The 17,611-nt window shown below is 54.8% G+C and carries 19 protein-coding genes and 1 tRNA gene; 3 read left to right on the top strand and 17 right to left on the bottom strand.

What is annotated here, in order from left to right; genetic code table 11:
* The 12 genes from G6041_RS00325 to proB form a co-directional block, all read right to left on the bottom strand.
* A partial coding sequence (locus G6041_RS00325; protein ID WP_341773916.1) for a primase-helicase zinc-binding domain-containing protein occupies window positions 1-786 on the bottom strand: 786 nt, incomplete at its 3' end.
* Entirely contained in the window at window positions 783-1,193 is a 411-nt protein-coding gene (locus G6041_RS00320) for a hypothetical protein (RefSeq protein WP_166491674.1), read from the bottom strand. The genes G6041_RS00320 and G6041_RS00325, both read right to left, overlap by 4 nt.
* Window positions 1,183-1,416 (bottom strand): hypothetical protein, encoded by a 234-nt coding sequence (locus G6041_RS00315; RefSeq protein WP_085371760.1) that lies wholly within the window; start codon window positions 1,414-1,416, stop codon window positions 1,183-1,185. Before G6041_RS00315 ends, G6041_RS00320 begins: the two co-directional genes overlap by 11 nt.
* The gene (locus G6041_RS00310) at window positions 1,413-1,985 is read right to left on the bottom strand and encodes a host cell division inhibitor Icd-like protein (protein WP_166491621.1); all 573 of its coding nucleotides are present in this window, start codon (window positions 1,983-1,985) and stop codon (window positions 1,413-1,415) included. The genes G6041_RS00315 and G6041_RS00310 overlap by 4 nt, the downstream gene beginning before the upstream one ends.
* Before the next feature lie 96 nt (window positions 1,986-2,081).
* Window positions 2,082-3,083, bottom strand: coding sequence for a P2 family phage major capsid protein (locus tag G6041_RS00305; RefSeq protein ID WP_076727236.1), 1,002 nt, complete (start codon window positions 3,081-3,083; stop codon window positions 2,082-2,084).
* Between the two features lie 18 nt (window positions 3,084-3,101).
* A complete protein-coding gene (locus G6041_RS00300; RefSeq protein WP_075184152.1) occupies window positions 3,102-3,971 on the bottom strand; it encodes a hypothetical protein in 870 nt (289 codons plus the stop codon).
* 54 nt (window positions 3,972-4,025) lie between these two features.
* Window positions 4,026-4,232 (bottom strand): helix-turn-helix transcriptional regulator, encoded by a 207-nt coding sequence (locus G6041_RS21340; RefSeq protein ID WP_075184151.1) that lies wholly within the window; start codon window positions 4,230-4,232, stop codon window positions 4,026-4,028.
* A gap of 110 nt (window positions 4,233-4,342) precedes the next feature.
* Window positions 4,343-5,188, bottom strand: coding sequence for a hypothetical protein (locus tag G6041_RS00290; RefSeq protein ID WP_076727238.1), 846 nt, complete (start codon window positions 5,186-5,188; stop codon window positions 4,343-4,345).
* Window positions 5,189-6,370 carry a tyrosine-type recombinase/integrase gene (locus tag G6041_RS00285; RefSeq protein WP_075184149.1) on the bottom strand — a complete coding sequence of 394 codons (1,182 nt, stop codon included), beginning with the start codon at window positions 6,368-6,370 and terminating at the stop codon, window positions 5,189-5,191.
* Window positions 6,371-6,533: 163 nt separating this feature from the next.
* Window positions 6,534-6,609 (bottom strand) — tRNA-Thr (locus tag G6041_RS00280).
* Between the two features lie 108 nt (window positions 6,610-6,717).
* On the bottom strand, window positions 6,718-7,971 hold the full coding sequence (gene proA / locus G6041_RS00275) for a glutamate-5-semialdehyde dehydrogenase (protein ID WP_012125682.1): 1,254 nt from the start codon (window positions 7,969-7,971) through the stop codon (window positions 6,718-6,720).
* A 10-nt stretch (window positions 7,972-7,981) separates the two neighbouring features.
* Complete coding sequence (proB, locus tag G6041_RS00270) at window positions 7,982-9,085, bottom strand: glutamate 5-kinase (RefSeq protein ID WP_004385346.1); 1,104 nt, start codon at window positions 9,083-9,085, stop codon at window positions 7,982-7,984.
* A gap of 291 nt (window positions 9,086-9,376) precedes the next feature.
* On the opposite strand from proB, the gene ompC reads away from it, so the two are divergent.
* A complete protein-coding gene (gene ompC, locus G6041_RS00265; protein WP_004385347.1) occupies window positions 9,377-10,447 on the top strand; it encodes a porin OmpC in 1,071 nt (356 codons plus the stop codon).
* 121 nt (window positions 10,448-10,568) lie between these two features.
* Here the strand turns inward: ompC and crl are convergent, their stop codons facing one another.
* The 3 genes from crl to gpt all read right to left on the bottom strand — a co-directional run bounded on the left by crl (window position 10,569) and on the right by gpt (window position 12,829).
* Window positions 10,569-10,958, bottom strand: coding sequence for a sigma factor-binding protein Crl (gene crl / locus G6041_RS00260; RefSeq protein ID WP_004385348.1), 390 nt, complete (start codon window positions 10,956-10,958; stop codon window positions 10,569-10,571).
* A gap of 57 nt (window positions 10,959-11,015) precedes the next feature.
* A complete protein-coding gene (gene frsA, locus G6041_RS00255; RefSeq protein WP_041460605.1) occupies window positions 11,016-12,263 on the bottom strand; it encodes an esterase FrsA in 1,248 nt (415 codons plus the stop codon).
* A 107-nt stretch (window positions 12,264-12,370) separates the two neighbouring features.
* A complete protein-coding gene (gene gpt / locus G6041_RS00250; RefSeq protein ID WP_004385350.1) occupies window positions 12,371-12,829 on the bottom strand; it encodes a xanthine phosphoribosyltransferase in 459 nt (152 codons plus the stop codon).
* Between the two features lie 260 nt (window positions 12,830-13,089).
* Here gpt and pepD point away from each other — a divergent pair, with 260 nt between their 5' ends.
* Entirely contained in the window at window positions 13,090-14,547 is a 1,458-nt protein-coding gene (gene pepD, locus G6041_RS00245) for a cytosol nonspecific dipeptidase (protein ID WP_014729533.1), read from the top strand.
* Between the two features lie 236 nt (window positions 14,548-14,783).
* On the opposite strand, the gene dinB is transcribed toward pepD, so the two are convergent.
* The gene (gene dinB, locus G6041_RS00240; protein ID WP_012125687.1) at window positions 14,784-15,839 is read right to left on the bottom strand and encodes a DNA polymerase IV; all 1,056 of its coding nucleotides are present in this window, start codon (window positions 15,837-15,839) and stop codon (window positions 14,784-14,786) included.
* A gap of 255 nt (window positions 15,840-16,094) precedes the next feature.
* Here dinB and dpaA point away from each other — a divergent pair, with 255 nt between their 5' ends.
* Window positions 16,095-16,832 (top strand): peptidoglycan meso-diaminopimelic acid protein amidase, encoded by a 738-nt coding sequence (dpaA, locus tag G6041_RS00235; RefSeq protein WP_004385352.1) that lies wholly within the window; start codon window positions 16,095-16,097, stop codon window positions 16,830-16,832.
* Here dpaA and G6041_RS00230 read toward each other — a convergent pair.
* Entirely contained in the window at window positions 16,803-17,570 is a 768-nt protein-coding gene (locus G6041_RS00230) for a class II glutamine amidotransferase (protein WP_004385353.1), read from the bottom strand. The two genes, dpaA and G6041_RS00230, sit on opposite strands and share 30 nt — an antisense overlap.
* Between the last annotated feature and the right edge of the window lie 41 nt (window positions 17,571-17,611).

Raw genomic sequence — 17,611 nt, 5'->3', positions numbered from 1 at the left:
GTCGTTATCCCCGGCCAGAACGATGCGCACGTCCGGCCAGCGCTGGCGCACCTGCTGCGCCACCTTCGGCAGATTACCGGCAGCCACCGCTGCCAGTATCAGCCCGTCAGCCAGCCCGCTGACGGTCAGACCGGTGGCATAACCTTCGGTGATGATTACCTGCGCGGGCGGCTCTGCTGATGCGCCGGACACAGGAATAAATGCCCCGGACAGCTGGCTGCCCGGCAGCAGACATTTTTCACCGTCAGGACTGATAAGCTGACCGCCGGTGATATTCCCGGCCATATCCGTGAGGGGAAGCAGTAAAGAACCCGGCGCAAACGTCAACCCGGCCACGCTGACAGGCTGCTCCAGCAGGGAAAGCGTATGCCCGTGCAGCCCCCGCGCCGTCAGATAGGCACTTTCACCCTGTCGGGTCTGCTGCTGAAGCTGTGCAAAACGCACCCGCCCCGCATTCCCGTCCGTGGCCTTATTTCTGGCAGGCAATACGGGCTGGTTGCTTACGTCGGGTAATGACAGCGCTCCGGCCACCATGGCAGAAACGGCTTTCACGTCCTGCCCGGTGGCAAGACGAACCAGATCCAGTCCGTCACCGTTCCCGCACTGATTACAGAACCACGTACCGCGTCCCTCTCTGTCGTCCAGACGAAAGCGATCCTTTCCGCCACAGACGGGGCAGGCTCCGTGCCGTTTTGCCGCAGGAACGCGGATACCCAGCGCGGAAAGAATATGTGGCCAGCGGCCACGCGCGGCTGTTGCCACAGCACTGACTGATTGTGCTTTCACAGATATGCCTCCCCGTCTTCCGCTGACACACAGGCATATCCCGGCGGCAGCTCGCCATCCGGCGCGCCGAAAATAATATCCCGGTACACTTCCCGCAGCTCCGTCACGCCGGTAAGGGAAAGGTGCAGGCTTTCGCCTGCAAAACCCGGTGCCAGCATCTGCTCAAGCGCTTCGGCAGCCAGCCGGCTGCCTTCTTCCGCGCCAAACTCTTCCCGCCAGGGCGTTTCGATATGGAACAGAATGTTCAGCGCCACCTTTTCGGGGGTAAGCGGGATGCGCTCACCCTCTTCGGCATAGACAGCCTCGCCGTTAACACGGGTCATCAGGGCAATGAAAGCATCTGCAATGTAGCGGCGCAGTAGCGCCGTACGGAATGCCGGGCTAAGGAGGGTGCTGTCATTTATCATGGCGTTCTCCCTTCATCAGACTGCTTTCCCGGATCACACCATCAAGCTGTTCGGCGATGCAGGCGAACAGGGCCGCCGCCCCTTCCGCAGAAACCTCCCTGCTGCCTGCTGGTCCTGAACAGGACAGAACATTGGCAAGAAACTCGCTGGCCATGGCCGCACGCAACAGCCGGTTTTCGCCCTGTTCACTGAGAGTACAGACGGGTTGCTGATACGTTTTCATGCCCGAACCTCCCGGCGCTGGCAGACAGGAAGCCGTCCGGCAAAATACAACACATAATCCGAAATGAGTTGCGCACGTGCAGCACGTTCAGTACCGGCATTAACACGAACAGCTAAAGGCTGCGCACCGCAGTCAGCACGGCGAACGGCAAGAAAGAGAAAGGTAAATTCAGGATGAGCGGAATTAACGACCGTAGCCATAAAGGCATTCTCCAAGGTTAGCTTTATGAAGCTACCACCGGAGTTCCTACGCTCAGGGGTGGTAGCCCGGACGGGGGTAGGAATACCGGCAACCTTGGAAACCGGCCAGCCCGAAGGCTGCCCCGCCCGGACCACCATTACGCAGACGGTACAATGACCAGAGAACCATTGCCCGTAAAATGGGTGCACAAAGGCGAAGACACAAAAAAACACGCGTGGCGCGTGTTGTGTCGCCAAGATTAAGCTCGGGTTCCTACGCCCGGCTGCCGATTTTGCGGCAGCGGGAAAACTATAGCCCGCGCATTCGTTCAGGCGCAAGGGTTTTATAACCGAATTTTGTTGATTGATTATGCAGTTACGTCCTGCCATTCTGTCATTCCTCCGGCGTACCGCCAGACGTTACGGGGATTTCCTGAGTAAGTTTCCATCCGGCCCGCTGAATCTCAGCGGGCTTTTTTATGCCTGTTAAACCAGAGTAACGGCGCTTTCATCGACAGCGGCATAAAGCTCAGGATTACCCAGCGCGTAGCCTTCATTACGCAGGCATGAACGCACGTATTCAGCGTTTTCCTCATCAAACTCAACCCGGAAATAGCGGGTGTTTGCCTGCGTGTAGATATGCAGGTTACTCAGGGTGGTGACGGCCAGACGCCTGCCGGGCATAAAGGGCGGGATAAACGCAAAGCGCCCGGCCACTGAACTGCCCGCCAGTTGGGCTGCGCTGATATCTGCCGGACGGTCTGCGGCGTTAAACAGTTTCAGGCGCTGCTGTGCGGCAAGCTCCGCGCCCACCAGGACAACCAGACGCGGGTCTTCCCGGAATGGCTCAGCAATGATATTGGTAATAAGATGGTTGGCGAGCAGGTCGATATTTTTCCATTCACCCGTCTCACCCAGCGTAAGAGGCTCAGCCATAATCTGCTTACCGTTCTCATATTCCTTCGCCAGCGCATGCCAGCCGATATTGACGTCCTCACCTTTTTTACAGGTTTCGGGATCGGTGGTGTCAGCTATTGCCGTTCCGTTGAAACCCGTACGCAGCATATCCAGCGCAAGCGCCTCAGCAAAAAAAGCATCCATTGCTTTATCAAAATCGCCCGCCGCACCAAGGTTATAAATATCAGCCATTTCGCCATAGCTGATACTGGCGCACGTATCCGTTTCCGACAGCCAGAATTCAGTGCCATTAATGGTAACTTTTTTGCGAAAACGTCCACCCGCCGTTCTGCCGGTATGAAGCTCACTGGCTCCGATATTAATGGCATTACCTGACTGCGCATTTACATCCCGCAGCGTGATGTTATTCATCATCCAGCCTGATTCGAGAATGGCAGCACGCAGCATATTTTCAGCAGGTGGCGCTAAAGCAAAGCGACGGTTTTCACCCTCCATGTAAGCGGTGTCTTTAGTCAGTTTTTTATGATAGCGGGCAGCCGCATCCGGCTTCTGGAATTTAAAAGCAAACATAGTTATTAACCTGATTAATTAACGGGAGAAGAGTTTATTTTTGAGTTCGTCAGTTTTGCTGTAAACCACCATATAATCTGCATAATCCTGGTCACTGATAATCGCGCGTAAAAGTGTGTTCTCCGCCCGGTAATATTTACGGTAAGCCTCAGTACGACTTTTCCCGCCGTTATTCAGCAAATACCTGTCAGTGGGGTAAGAGCAAAGCCGGATAATTGCTCGCATTGCAGCAGTCAGGGCATTCAGGCCGTCTTTAAACCCGGTAACGGCACTTTGCATAACGGTATCAGTAAAGAGCTCAGCCACCCCGGATGGAATACGCAGTGTGCGCGGGAAGGTATTCAGCAGGCGGGTATCAATACCTTTACCGATGTACTGCGCCTCAGCTGACAGCAGACCGGGTAATGCCCTTGCCAGCTCAAGGCGTGACTGTTGCCGGGTCTGATATGTCAGGGCCGCCTGATAACGGCGTTCGGCATCCTCCCGCGCCATGCTGCACCCCCGGCGGGTTCGCGCTTCAGACACCGTGTTACTTTTTCCGCTTGCCTGATTCATGACTGCCAGCGCCTCTGCGGCTTCGCGCTGGCGGAAAGAAAATTCGTCTTCTTCCCGGCGGCAAATCTTCACGCAGCGGGCAACAAGCGCATTTATTTCTTCGGCTACCGCTTCAGTATCAGGAACCGTCAGCCCGGTAAGGGAAAAAAGCGTCTCTCCTTCTTCCCGCAGTTTATTGAGAGTATGGATTTCAATAATACGTGCCACGCATGCTGCATCACTGCCATTTTCTGCAAAAGGAATAACTTTATATGCCTGAAGCGTTGCGACATTATTGTTTTTAAGTGACGGAATGGCGAAAGGATGCCCTCCCTGGATAATGGAATTATTCATATGGTAATCCTCAATTGTGTAAGACCAGAACATATAATTATTAAAATGCCAGATTTATTCCGCGGAAATTGAATGGCTATCTCGCCAAGCGTAATAATCCGCAGCACGCCAGCGAGACATACGACCTAACTTAAGGGGTCTTGGGAATTTGCCTAATGATATTAATTTATATATCCACTTATCTGTTAATAGGCAATCAGCAGTTATAAACTTCATATCAACAAGCGAATCAGCAGGACGCCTTCCCTCAAGCTGTGACATATGACCTCTTTAGTTCATCAACATTACTCAATGGAGGGCATTAAACCATATGGAAGGGGGCAGGTTACGTGGAGTAGAATTCTATAATTTTACTCCACGTTGAGTAAAAGTTACTCGCCGATCATTTTTCCCCCGATAGCTTTACCAAGAATACGTTCTATTCGATCCAGAGAGAGCGGGTCTTTATCAAGCCTATTTAATATATGCATGGCTCTTTGCTCTATACATTTGGCCCATGCTCTTATTGAAGTTGAACACTCATTAGGGTATTTTTCCTTACAGTAAATAGCTGCAATTAAAATAACCTCTCTCCTTTTCGCATGCCTTTCACCTACGGCATGCGATATTTTATTTAAATCTAAAGTTTTAGCTTTGAATTCATGGCTATTACGTACCATCTCAAGATCATTTAGTTCGATTTTTTTAATTTGGCTTTTGGTTAGCCACAAATCATTTTTTGTTATCCGAAAACTCTTGCCATTATCAACTATAAAAGCCCCAATAGCTGAGCCTTCCTCGCTTTCACAAGGCAAAAGCATTAAAGGGCCATAGTAGAAGCCATACATTTCTAATTGTCGTGGTACTTCATCAAGTAACTTCCACAATCCAGAGGCAGTCCCTATACCAACAGACGCGAGGAAATTATCTTTCTCATCCTTTTCCCGATAAAAAAAGAACCCCTGAAGGTCATCCTCATCAGCATTAAATTCATTTTCAATAAAAGAATATTTCGAGGCATATTTAGAACCGTCCGATTTGGCATTAAGCGAAATGAATAATTTATTAGCCTCATTCAAATCATGCATTGAGTAAAAACTACCAATCGATTCATTTAACATTAAAGAAATTTGTATTTTTCCATTGGCTGCCCAATGAATTATGTCTTCAACGTCACATTTGAGGGTTTTTGATGCACGGTCGATACGGCAGTAATCCAACTCAGGCATTTTATTCATTTATTTTTCACATCCACTTAAAAAGTCAGCGTACCATTGCATCATTGCTTTACGGCCATTCAGATATTGAGCATGGTTATAAACTCCTCTAATAGAGTTTTTATCAATATGGGCTAGTTGAGTTTCAATCCAAGCGCTTTCAAAGCCTTGTTCATGGAGAATTGTACTCATCGTATGCCTGAAGCCATGGCCAGTAACACGACCACCATAACCAATCCGCTTAAAAATTTGGTTAATGCTGGCTTCGCTCATGCACTTATTATGATCATTACGCCCGGGAAACATTAATGGAAAAGCACCAGTTAACGCTTTCAGCTTTTTAAGGTGTTCTAAGGCTTGTTCCGACAACGGTACGAGGTGAGCGCGACGCATTTTCATACGTTCTTTCGGTATTTCCCACAAAGAATTGTCGAAATCGATCTCGCGCCATTCTGCTGCGCGTAACTCTCCTGTCCTTAATCCGGTAAGAATAAGCAAATACGCTCCTGTTAAAACAATCGGGCTTCCTGTATAAGATTTAAGCGCAGAAAAGAATTCAGGTAGCTCATTCGCTCTAAGAAAGGGGTAATGTACGCTCTCGTAACCTTGCATCGCGCTGGCAAGATCAGGTGCAGGGTTGTAGATAGCCCGGCCAGTCACTATCGCATACCGGAAAACTTCTCCGCACCGCTGGCGAACTTTCTTCGCCTTTTCCATTGCACCTCTGGCTTCTATCAGCCGCAAAACCTCCAGTAGTTCTAATGGCTTTATATCGGCAATAGGACGCAAACCAATGTGAGGGAAGATATCTTTTTCAAAAGCTTCCATGATGTCTGAGGCATACCCCGCAGACCATTTAGGCGACTTAAGACGATGCCATTCCAATGCTACTTCTTTGAATGGATTAAGCACCATACCAGCGGACTTAGAGGCCCGTTTTTGGGCTTTTTTTACCTCACCCGGATCGTCGCCAGCAGCAAGAATTTTTTTAGCGTCATCGCGCTTTTGCCTTGCTTCAGCAAGCGTAACAGTAGGGTAAACCCCAAAGGACAAACGTTTTTCTTTACCACCGAAGCGGTATTTCAAACGCCAGTAGCGTGAACCATTTGGTTCAACCTGAAGGTACAAGCCGCCGCCATCTGAGAGCTTATAGGTTTTTTCCTTTCCTTTGGCATTATCAACCTTTTTGGCGTTAAGCATCATGGGGGCACATTTCCTAGACCGAACAGAACATGCCCCTGATTGTGCCCCCAACAGCTAGTTGATATCAAGCGACATGGGTTGACGTCAAATGACTATGAATGAGGTTTTATAATTGATAAGTAAGGATTTTATTGACTTGTATTGACTTGAGATTACTTATTGATGGTGCCGATAATAGGAGTCGAACCTACGACCTTCGCATTACGAATGCGCTGCTCTACCAACTGAGCTATATCGGCCCTGAGGAAGGGTGTGCGTGAGCACGGGGTAAGAGGTTATGAAAAAGTGGGTGATGCGTCAATGCCCTTGCGATTCAAGCGGCGATTTTTGCATCACCCGGCCCTCCGTTAAGCACGAATCGTATCGTCGCCGTAGCCGATCCACTTGTAGGTGGTCAGCGCTTCGAGGCCCATCGGGCCGCGGGCGTGAAGTTTCTGCGTGCTGACAGCCACTTCGGCACCCAGGCCAAACTGCCCGCCGTCGGTAAAGCGCGTCGAGGCGTTCACGTACACCGCGGACGAATCCACTTCATTCACGAAACGGTCGGCGTGGCGCAGCGTGCGGGTGAGAATGGCGTCCGAATGCTGGGTGCCGTGCTCGCGAATATGCGCGATGGCCTCGTCGATGCCCGCCACCAGCTTCACGTTAAGATCGAGCGACAGCCATTCGTCGTCGAATGCTTCCGGCTTCACTGCCACAGCGGTCGCCGGGCCGCCGGAAAGCAGCGCCAGCGCGCGCGCATCGGCGTGCAGCGTCACGCCGCGTTCATGCATCGCGCGGCTCAGTTCCGGCAGGAAACGTTCTGCAATAGCCTCATGCACCAGCAGCGTCTCCACCGTGTTACAGGTGCTCGGGCGCTGAGTTTTGGCATTGGTGATGATGTTGAGCGCAGGCGCGAACTCCGCCGTTTCATCAACGAAAATATGGCACACGCCGATGCCGCCGGTGATAACCGGAATGGTCGACTGCTCGCGGCAGAGCTTGTGCAGCCCTGCCCCGCCACGCGGGATGAGCATGTCGATGTATTTGTCCATGCGCAGCATTTCACTGACCAGCGCACGGTCCGGGCTTTCGATGGCCTGAACGGCAGCGGCGGGCAGGCCGCACTCTTCCAGCGCTTTCTGGATAACTTTGACGGTCGCCGCATTGGTGCGCCAGGTCTCTTTGCCGCCTCTGAGAATCGCCGCGTTGCCGGTTTTCAGGCACAGCGAGGCGACATCCACCGTCACGTTCGGGCGCGCTTCATAAATCACGCCGACCACGCCGAGCGGCACGCGGCGACGCTCGATGCGCAGGCCGCTCTCCAGCAGACCGCCGTCAATCACCTGCCCTACCGGATCGGCCAGCTGACACACCTGGCGCACGTCGTTCGCAATGGCGTGTAAACGTTGCGGGTTGAGCGCCAGGCGGTCTAACAGCGCCTCGCTCAGCCCGCTGCGGCGCGCCTCCAGCAGATCCTGCTCGTTGGCGAGTAAAATCTCTTCGGCGTTCGCTTCTAAATAGTCGGCGATTTTCTCCAGCACGCGGTTTTTCTCGCGCGAGGAGAGCAGCGCCATCTGATATGAGGCGGCTTTGGCCGCCTGGCCCATCTGCTCCAGCATGGCAGGCTCCTTATTGGGTGATCATGTCGTCGCGGTGAACCGCTACCGGGCCATATTCATAGCCGAGAATGGCGTCAATCTGTTGCGAGTGGTGCCCGGCGATGCGGCGCAGCGCGTCACTGTTATAGCGGGAGACGCCGTGGGCGATGTCGCGCCCTTCCAGATTACGGATGCGAATCACTTCGCCGCGCGAAAAGTTACCGGTCACGCTTTTAATGCCTTTCGGCAGCAGCGAACTGCCGCGCTCCAGAATGGCCGACTGCGCGCCCTCGTCGACGGTAATTTCGCCTGCGGGCGGCGCGCCGAAGATCCAGCGCTTGCGGTTCTCCAGCGGCGTCTGCTGCGGGTGGAAGCGCGTGCCGACCGGCAGCCCTTCGATAACATCGTTAATCACGCCCGGCTTGCTGCCCGCCGCGATCACGGTTTCAATGCCCGCGCGGCCCGCGACGTCCGCGGCCTGAAGCTTGGTGCCCATACCGCCGGTGCCGAGTCCGGAGACGCTGTCGCCCGCAATCGCGCGCAGCGTATCGTCGATGCCGTAGACATCCTGAATCAGCTCCGCCTGCGGGTTGTTGCGCGGGTCGGCGGTGAAGAGGCCCTGCTGGTCGGTCAGCAGCAGCAGTTTATCGGCACCGGCAAGAATCGCCGCCAGCGCCGAGAGATTATCGTTATCGCCGACTTTGATTTCCGCCGTGGCGACCGCGTCGTTTTCGTTAATCACCGGCACGATGCGGTTATCCAGCAGCGCGGTGAGCGTGTCGCGCGCGTTCAGGAAGCGCTCGCGATCTTCCATATCCGCGCGGGTCAGCAGCATCTGCCCCACATGGATGCCGTAAATCGAAAAAAGCTGCTCCCAGAGCTGGATCAGGCGGCTCTGCCCGACGGCCGCCAGCAACTGCTTGGAGGCGATAGTCGCCGGCAGTTCCGGGTAGCCCAGGTGCTCGCGCCCGGCGGCAATCGCCCCGGACGTGACGATGACAATACGATGCCCGGCGGCGTGCTGCTGCGCGCACTGGCGCACCAGTTCGACAATATGGGCGCGATTCAGGCGGCGGGAGCCGCCGGTCAGGACGCTGGTCCCCAGTTTCACCACCAGGGTCTGGCTGTTACTCATGATGTTTTGCCGTATCAACGAAATTGGAAAAATTAAACCCAAAATGACGTTGTAACAGGAGAGCGCGCCCTTGCCAACTCCCGGCCATAAAAACCGCACGGCGCGCAGGCGAACCGGCAAGCATAGCGGCGGATTTTGATAGTTTTATTACCGTTTACGAAAAATATACCTTTTTAAAATTTATCTTACTTTGTCATATTTTTTTCATATCCGACCGTTAAAACCCATCTTGTTTTTTCACAGGTCTTTGACCCGCGAATTTTAGCGCGTAAATAATGATTGGGATTAATGATGAAAAAGAGCACTCTGGCATTAGTGGTGATGGGTATTGTTGCGTCTTCTGCTGCTCAGGCCGCAGAAATTTATAACAAGAACGGCAACAAGCTGGATCTTTATGGCCGTGTTAAAGCCGAACATTATATGAGCGATAATGACGCTGTAGACGGGGATCAGTCTTATATCCGTCTGGGCTTCAAAGGCGCGACCCAAATTAACGATCAACTGACCGGTTTCGGCCAGTGGGAATATCAGGTTGCCGCTAACCGTGTGGAAGGCGACAGCACGAACAGCGCCACCAAAACCCGTCTGGCTTTTGCGGGCCTGAAATTCGCGGATCTGGGCTCCATCGATTACGGTCGTAACTACGGCATCCTGTATGACGTGGGTTCTTACACCGATATGATCCCGGAATTCGGTGACGACGCTTACACCAAAACCGATAACTTCATGACCGGCCGTACCACTGGCGTGGCCACCTACCGCAACACCGACTTCTTCGGTCTGGTGGATGGTCTGAAATTCGGTCTGCAATACCAGGGCAAGAACGAGAACGACAGCCGCGCCGCCAGCAAAGCCAACGGCGACGGCTACGGTGCCTCTGTTAACTACGCGCTGGGCGACAGCGGCGTGAGCATCGGCGGCGCTTACACCAAATCCAACCGTACACTGGCGCAGCGTAATTCCACGCTCGGTAAAGGCGATAACGCGGAAGCCTGGGCGACCGGCCTGAAGTATGACGCCAACAATATCTACCTGGCGGCGACCTATGCGGAAACCCGCAACATGACCCCGATCACCGGCGGTTTTGCCAATAAAAACCAGGGCTTCGAAGTGGTTGCGCAGTATCAGTTCGACTTCGGCCTGCGTCCGTCCATCGGTTACGTGCAGTCTAAAGCCAAAGATGTTGAAAACGGCATTGGCGACGTTGATCTGGTGAAATATTACGACGTGGCGGCCACGTATTACTTCAACAAAAACATGTCCGCTTTCGTGGATTATAAAATTAACCAGCTGGACGACGACAACAAGCTTAAGATCAACAACGATGACGTTGTTGCGCTGGGCCTCGTTTACCAGTTCTGATTAATATTCCCCACGCCCACGCCGTGGGCGTTTATCACATCGTGTGGCTACGATAAAATAATAACCCCGCGTCGGCGGGGTTATTTTTTATGCGTTATTTAAGTATTAACTGAAATGCGGCTCAGGCAGAAAGCTTAAGATCTTCTGTTACCGGCTCCAGTTTTAAATCCATCGAGGCGAGCAGCGCGCGCAGTCTTTCGTGAAAACCGCGCAGCGTTTGCGAAAGCTTTTCTTTGACCTCGTCGTCTTTGATAGGCACCGCCGTCCAGTCGCCCTCTTTATCAAACAGGCCGAACTGCCAGGTATAGGTAAAGCGGTCTTCGTGCGCTTCCAGCTCCATCCACCAGCCCCAGAACTCACGCTTCTCCGGCGCAGGTTTGACGTTGACGCAAACAGCCAGGCAATCAAAGAAGAAGCGGTTGCCTTCGCACTGCTCTTCCCGAATATACGGGCCAAGGGCAGTGAATTTCTTAATCATCCTGCTTTTCGGGTGTCCACTCGGTAACGTCATTGCGATCTCCTTTTGTGAAGCCATTGTTTTACCAAACCAATGGAAATTAGCCAATGATTAACGCAATTTATGGTTTACCCACCCGGAAATCTGATGCAGCGCCTTATCAAAGTTGCTGTACACCGGCGAAGTGGGGATCTCCAGCAGCTTACCGTCCACAGATGACGAGGCGATTAAACGCGACTCCTCCTCCGGGCTGAAAATGTCGTTTTTCCAGTAGCCTGCGAGCATCGGTGTCGGGCAGCGGCGGCCGAGCAGCCCCTGGGTTTTCAGTGAATAGCGGTTGAGCTCGACACGCAGCGCGTTGTCCGAGGCGTCATACATGCCAAGACGGCTCGCCAGCACATCCATATACATCTCCGGCACCTGATCCTGGCGCGCCGGATCGCTGAAAAGCTGATGCACCATCGGGCCAAGACAGGCCACGGCTTTAAGTCGCGGCGCTTCAAGATACGCGAGGCGCACCGCCACGTTCGTCCCGAAGCGAAACCCAAATGCCGCCACGCGGGTGTGATCGACCCACGGCAGGTTTGGCAGAGCCTGAAGCACATGCTGATGCAGCAGGCTGGAATCCTGCGTCAGCGTCCATTTGGACGACGCGCCGACCGAGGGCATATCAATGGTGAGCATCGCGATGCCAAGCGGCGCGAAGTAGCGCTCGAAAAGCGTAAAGTAGTCGCTTTGCAGCGCGTCCAGGCCGCCACAAATCAGAACGGTCGGGAACGGCCCCTGCCCGCCTTTGGGAAGATGCAGAAAGCCAGTAATGGTCGCGCCGCCGGGGATCGGGAACGAGAGTTCGCGCAGTTCACCGGAAAGCCGCGTCGCAGCCTCTTCATATGCGCGGTTCGCCAGCACCTGCGCCTGTTCGGCGAGCGTATCGCCTTTAAGATGCGGATAGGCGGCAATACTGTAGAGCGTGGAAGCCATCAGCCAGGCCTTGCCGATGGCCGCTTCGTCGGTCTCCTGCCCGGCGCGCTGCTGCCACGCCATCGCCTGCTTCGACCACTCATAAATCCAGTTGCCGCCGCGATAGCCGATGACGGTGTCGTAATGCGCGGGATCGGTGCGTTCGGCGTTGCTCAGCACGATGCGGGACTGCACTTCAAGGATTTCCCGCGGATCGACACCGCGCCAGACCCACATCAGCCGGTTAATCATGCGATACCACTGCGGCACCGTTTTACCGTCCAGCGTGGACTGGATCACCGGAGGCGGCGCGTGCTGAATGCGACGCACCAGCGTCGAGGTTTCCGGGTATTTAAACCGCGGCTTAAACAGGGTTTCGCTCAGATTGGCCTGCGACATGCTTTCTGCCTCCGTAAAAACAGCACAAAACATGATTGTACTCGCAGGCGGCGGATAAAAACAAAAACGCCCGGCAGTGCCGGGCGTAAAGATGCGTAAGGACGGAATTAACGGCCGGACAGCGGCGGCACAAAAACGACGCCCATATCCCACGGCTGCTCGATCCAGGTGTCCTGCGGGATGTCGATCACGTAGTCATCCACCAGCGGCTGGCCTGCCGGTTTAGCGAAAATCGTCACGAAGCGGGCTTTCGGGTACATCTCACGGATAGCCACTGCGGTGCCACCGGTATCCACCAGGTCGTCCACCACGATAAAGCCTTCACCATCGCCTTCTGCGCGCTTGATAACTTTCAGTTCGCGCTGGTTGTCATGGTCGTAGCTGGAGATACAGACGGTATCGACGTGACGGATACCCAGTTCGCGCGCCAGCAGCGCGCCCGGCACCAGACCGCCGCGGCTGACGGCGATAATGCCTTTCCACTGCTCGGCAGGCAGCAGACGGCTCGCCAGCTTGCGCGCGTGGATCTGTAACATATCCCAGGTGACAACGTATTTTTCGCTCATGTGAAGTGTCCCGGCCAGTTTAAAAAACGGCTTAAAAAGTGTTCAGGGGGAAAATAGGTTGCGCGAGATTATAGAGATCTGAGCCGCTAAAAACCAGTGCCACGCGGCATGGGCCGTGGTTTTTGCTCGCTTTGGTCTGCACAGCATAAAAGAAAGTGGTATTCTCGGGCTATTGCCCAGGCCCGTCTTGCGGCACATCACAACGATAACCCAGAGGCCCGCACGCCGCGCTGCACCGGGCCCAGTCAAGGAGACTTAACGTGTCTGAACTGTCTCAACTCTCCCCTCAACCGCTGTGGGATATTTTCGCGAAAATCTGCTCCATTCCGCATCCGTCCTACCATGAAGAACAACTCGCCGAACACATCATGGGCTGGGCGAAGGAAAAAGGCCTGTTCGCCGAGCGCGACCAGGTGGGCAACATTTTAATTCGCAAACCGGCGACCGCCGGCATGGAAAACCGTAAACCGGTCGTGCTGCAGGCGCACCTCGATATGGTGCCGCAGAAGAATAACGACACCGTTCATGATTTCACAAAAGATCCCATCCAGCCGTATATCGATGGCGAATGGGTGAAAGCGCGCGGCACCACGCTTGGCGCGGATAACGGCATCGGTATGGCGTCCGCGCTCGCGGTACTGGCGGACGACAGCGTCGTACACGGCCCGCTGGAAGTGCTGCTGACCATGACCGAAGAAGCCGGTATGGACGGCGCGTTTGGTTTGCAGGCAGGCTGGCTGCAGGCCGATATCCTCATTAATACCGATTCCGAAGAAGAAGGCGAAATCTATATGGGTTGCGCCGGCGGCATCGATTTTATCTCCACGCTGCCGCTCTCCCGCGAAGCTATCCCGGCCGGTTTTGAGACGTTCAAACTGACGCTCAAAGGGCTGAAAGGCGGTCACTCCGGCGGCGATATTCATCTGGGCCTCGGCAACGCCAACAAACTGCTGGCGCGTTTCCTGTGCGGTCACGCGCAGGCGCTGGATCTGCGCCTGGTGGATTTCAACGGCGGTACGCTGCGTAACGCCATCCCGCGCGAAGCGTTCGCGACCGTCGCGGTGCCTGCCGCTAACGCAGGCGAGCTGAAAACGCTGGCGAATACCTATCTCGATATCCTGAAAAATGAGCTCTCCGTTAAAGAGAAGAACATCACCGTTGTGCTGGAAGCGGCCTCGACCGATAAAGCCGCGCTGACCGCGCAGAGCCGCGATGCGTTTATCGCGCTGCTGAACGCAACGCCGAACGGGGTGATTCGCAATTCTGACGTGGCGAAAGGCGTGGTAGAAACCTCCCTGAACGTGGGCGTGGTGACCATGACCGACGAGCAGGCGGAAATTATCTGCCTGATCCGCTCGCTTATCGACAGCGGTAAAGATTACGTGGTGAGCATGCTGGAATCGCTCGGCGCGCTGGCAGGCGCGAAAACCGTGGCCAAAGGCAGCTACCCTGGCTGGCAGCCGGACGCCAGCTCGCCGGTGATGGCGCTGGTGCGTGAAACCTATCAGCGTCTGTTTAACAAGACGCCGAATATCCAGGTGATCCACGCGGGTCTTGAGTGCGGGCTGTTCAAGAAACCGTACCCGCAGATGGATATGGTCTCCATCGGGCCGACCATTACCGGGCCGCATTCGCCGGATGAGCAGGTGCATATTGAAAGCGTGGGCCACTACTGGACGCTGCTGACCGAGCTGCTGAAAGCGATCCCGGCGAAGTAAGCGTTTGATGTAAAAGAAAGGCGGCCCTGGGGCCGCCTTTTTTGTTTTGGCGTTTGTGGCGGGGTGGGTTTAAAAGGCGGGTGCGCTACGCTTACCCGCCCTACGCTTCCCGACGGTTATCATCATGTAGGGTGGGTAAGCGGAGCGCACCCACCAGTCCCGACGACAAAAAGCCTCAACATCAGCCATGTAGGGTGGGTAAGCGGAGCGCACCCACCGGGCCCGAGGAAAAGCCCCTACAACCCCAGCACCAGCTGCCGCTCGATTTGCGGGTCAAGCAGCGTCACGTGCAGCCCCACCAGCCGCACGCCGCGCCCGCTGCGGCGCTCTTCCCAGGTTTTACGCGCCGTGGCGAGCAAGTCCTCTTTATTGAGCTTCGGCCAGACATGCTCCTGCGTGGTGAGCTGAAAATCGTTAAATTTGAGCTTCACGCCCTGGCGGGCGATGCGCAGATCCGGCTGAACGGCGGCGAGGCGGCGCTCAAGCTCCGGGTAGAGCAGCTCCACTATCGCCTCACACTCCGCCCATTCGTGGATATCCTCTGCCAGCGTGCGCTCGACGCCTACCGATTTACGCTGCCTGTCGCTGCTGATTTCACGGTCGTCTATCCCCTGGCTGCGCTCCCATAGCACGCGCCCGAACTTGCCAAAGCGTTTGAGCAGCGCGGCGAGATCGCTTTTTTGCACATCCTCGCAGGTACGCAGGCCGAGGCTCTCAAGCTTCGCCGCCGTCACCTTGCCAACGCCCGGGATCTTGCCAAGCGGCAACGTGCGCAAAAAACCCGGCACCTCTTCGGGCGTTATCACATACTGCCCGTTGGGCTTGTTGAGATCGGAGGCTATTTTGGCGAGGAATTTGATCGGCGCGATGCCCGCCGACGCGGTGAGCTGGAGTTCGTCGAAAATCGTCTGGCGGATCTCTTTGGCCATCAGCGTCGCCGAGCCGTAACAGTGCGGGCTGTGGGTGACATCCAGATAAGCTTCGTCGAGCGAAAGCGGCTCAATCAGCGAGGTATAGCGCGAGAATATTTCCCGGATATGGGCAGACGCTTCTTTATAGGCGTCAAAACGCCCCGGCAACAGCGTGAGATGCGGGCAGAGCTTGAGCGCCATCGCGGTGGGCATAGCGCTGCGCACGCCATATTTACGCGCCGGATAATTGGCGGTGCTGATAACGCCGCGCCGTTCGCGGCTGCCACCAATGGCAAGCGGAATATCGCGCAGGGCTGGATTATCGCGCATCTCTACCGCCGCGAAAAAGCAGTCCATATCGACATGAATGATTTTGCGCATCGCCACGCCCCGCACTGTATGTCCATACAGTCTGGCAAAAAATGGGGGCGGCGGCAACCTTCCTTATTCCGCCATAATTGCGTAAATTCTTTGGGGCGCGATGAAGTTAAGCAAAACTTAATTGTAAACGCAGCAGGCAGCGCTTGCGAAAAATAACAGCGATGCTAATGTGAGCGCTCCTGAACCAGAATAGTCTTATTTTGGGTCCCTTCGCCTTTCGGCATCGGTCTTAGCTTTATCAAGGAAACAAGCAGTATGCGTAAAATCGCATTGTTAATCGCAATGCTTCTGGTGTCGTGCTTTTCATGGGCCAGTACAGTCAGTAGCGACAGCGTTACCCCGATAAAAAAAGAATTAAAACAGCAGTTAATGGGTTCCCCGGTTTATATCCAGATCTTTAAGGAAGAGCGCACGCTTGAGCTGTACGTCAAGATGGGCGAGCAGTATCAGTTACTGGATAGCTACCGCATCTGCAACTATTCCGGCGGTCTTGGGCCGAAACGCCGTCAGGGCGATTTCAAAAGCCCGGAAGGCTTCTATAGCGTGCAGCGCAGCCAGCTCAAACCCGATAGCCGTTTTTATAAAGCGATCAATATCGGTTTTCCGAACGCGTTTGACCGCGCTAACGGGTATGAAGGGAAATATCTGATGATCCACGGCGCGTGCGTGTCTGTGGGCTGCTACGCGATGACCGATAAAAATATCGATGAGATTTTCCAGTTCGTCACCGGCGCGCTGGTGTTTGGTCAGCCGAACGTGCAGGTTAGCATCTATCCGTTCCGCATGACCGACGCCAATATGGAGCGCCACAAGTACTCGTACTATATCGGCTTCTGGAAACAGCTTAAGCCTGGCTACGACTACTTTATGGCGACTCGTCAGCCGCCGGTGGTCTCTGTGGTGAACGGCAGTTACGTGGTCAGCAAGCCGCTCAGCAGCAGCGTGGTGCACCCGCAGCTGGCGTCAAACTACACGCTCCCCGAGACAAAATAACGCCCACTCGCCTGGCATGATTTTGTGCCAGGTTTCATTGCCCGTCAGCGGCTGAGTGGCGATCACCGTGACCACATCATTGGGTGTGGTCTCTTCCTGAAAATCAATTTCCACATCCTGATCGAGCAGTTTGGCGACGCCAAACGGCGCGCGGCGCGTTATCCAGAAAAGGTTGGTGGAGCAGAACGCCATCACATAGCGCCCGTCTGACAACAGCATATTGAAAACGCCCTTCTCCCGCAGTTCACCCGCCAGTTCCGCGATATAGCGAAAGACCGCCGTCATGTTGCCTGGCGTGCGCGGGTAACGCGTGGTGAGTTTGTGCAACAACCAGCAGAACGCTTTTTCGCTGTCGGTTTCGCCAATCGGGCGAAACGGGCCGGTATCGAGCGAGCGGTAGCCGGTCAGCTGGCCATTATGGGCATAAGTCCAGTTACGGCCCCACAGCTCACGGGTAAACGGATGGGTGTTTTCGAGCGCGACTTCGCCGCGGTTCGCCTGGCGGATATGCGCCACCACGGAACACGATTTAATGGGGTAGTCCTGCACCAGTTTCGCGATGGGCGAGTTATAGCTCGGTTGTGGATCTTTAAACGTGCGACAGCCTTTGCCTTCGTAGAAGGTGATGCCCCAGCCATCTTTATGCGGCCCGGTTCCCCCGCCCCGCTGCACGAGGCCAGTAAAGCTAAAGCAGATATCCGTAGGCACATTGGCGCTCATCCCGAGCAGTTCGCACATAAATCACCTCATCACACGCCGCCCTCCTTTCGGAAGGCGTC

It is taken from the genome of Cronobacter sp. HA18003 (assembly GCF_011605905.1).
Lineage (GTDB): Bacteria > Pseudomonadota > Gammaproteobacteria > Enterobacterales > Enterobacteriaceae > Cronobacter > Cronobacter sakazakii.
Note: the sequence above shows the minus strand (reverse complement) of the source record. Positions and strands in the feature narration are given on the sequence as shown.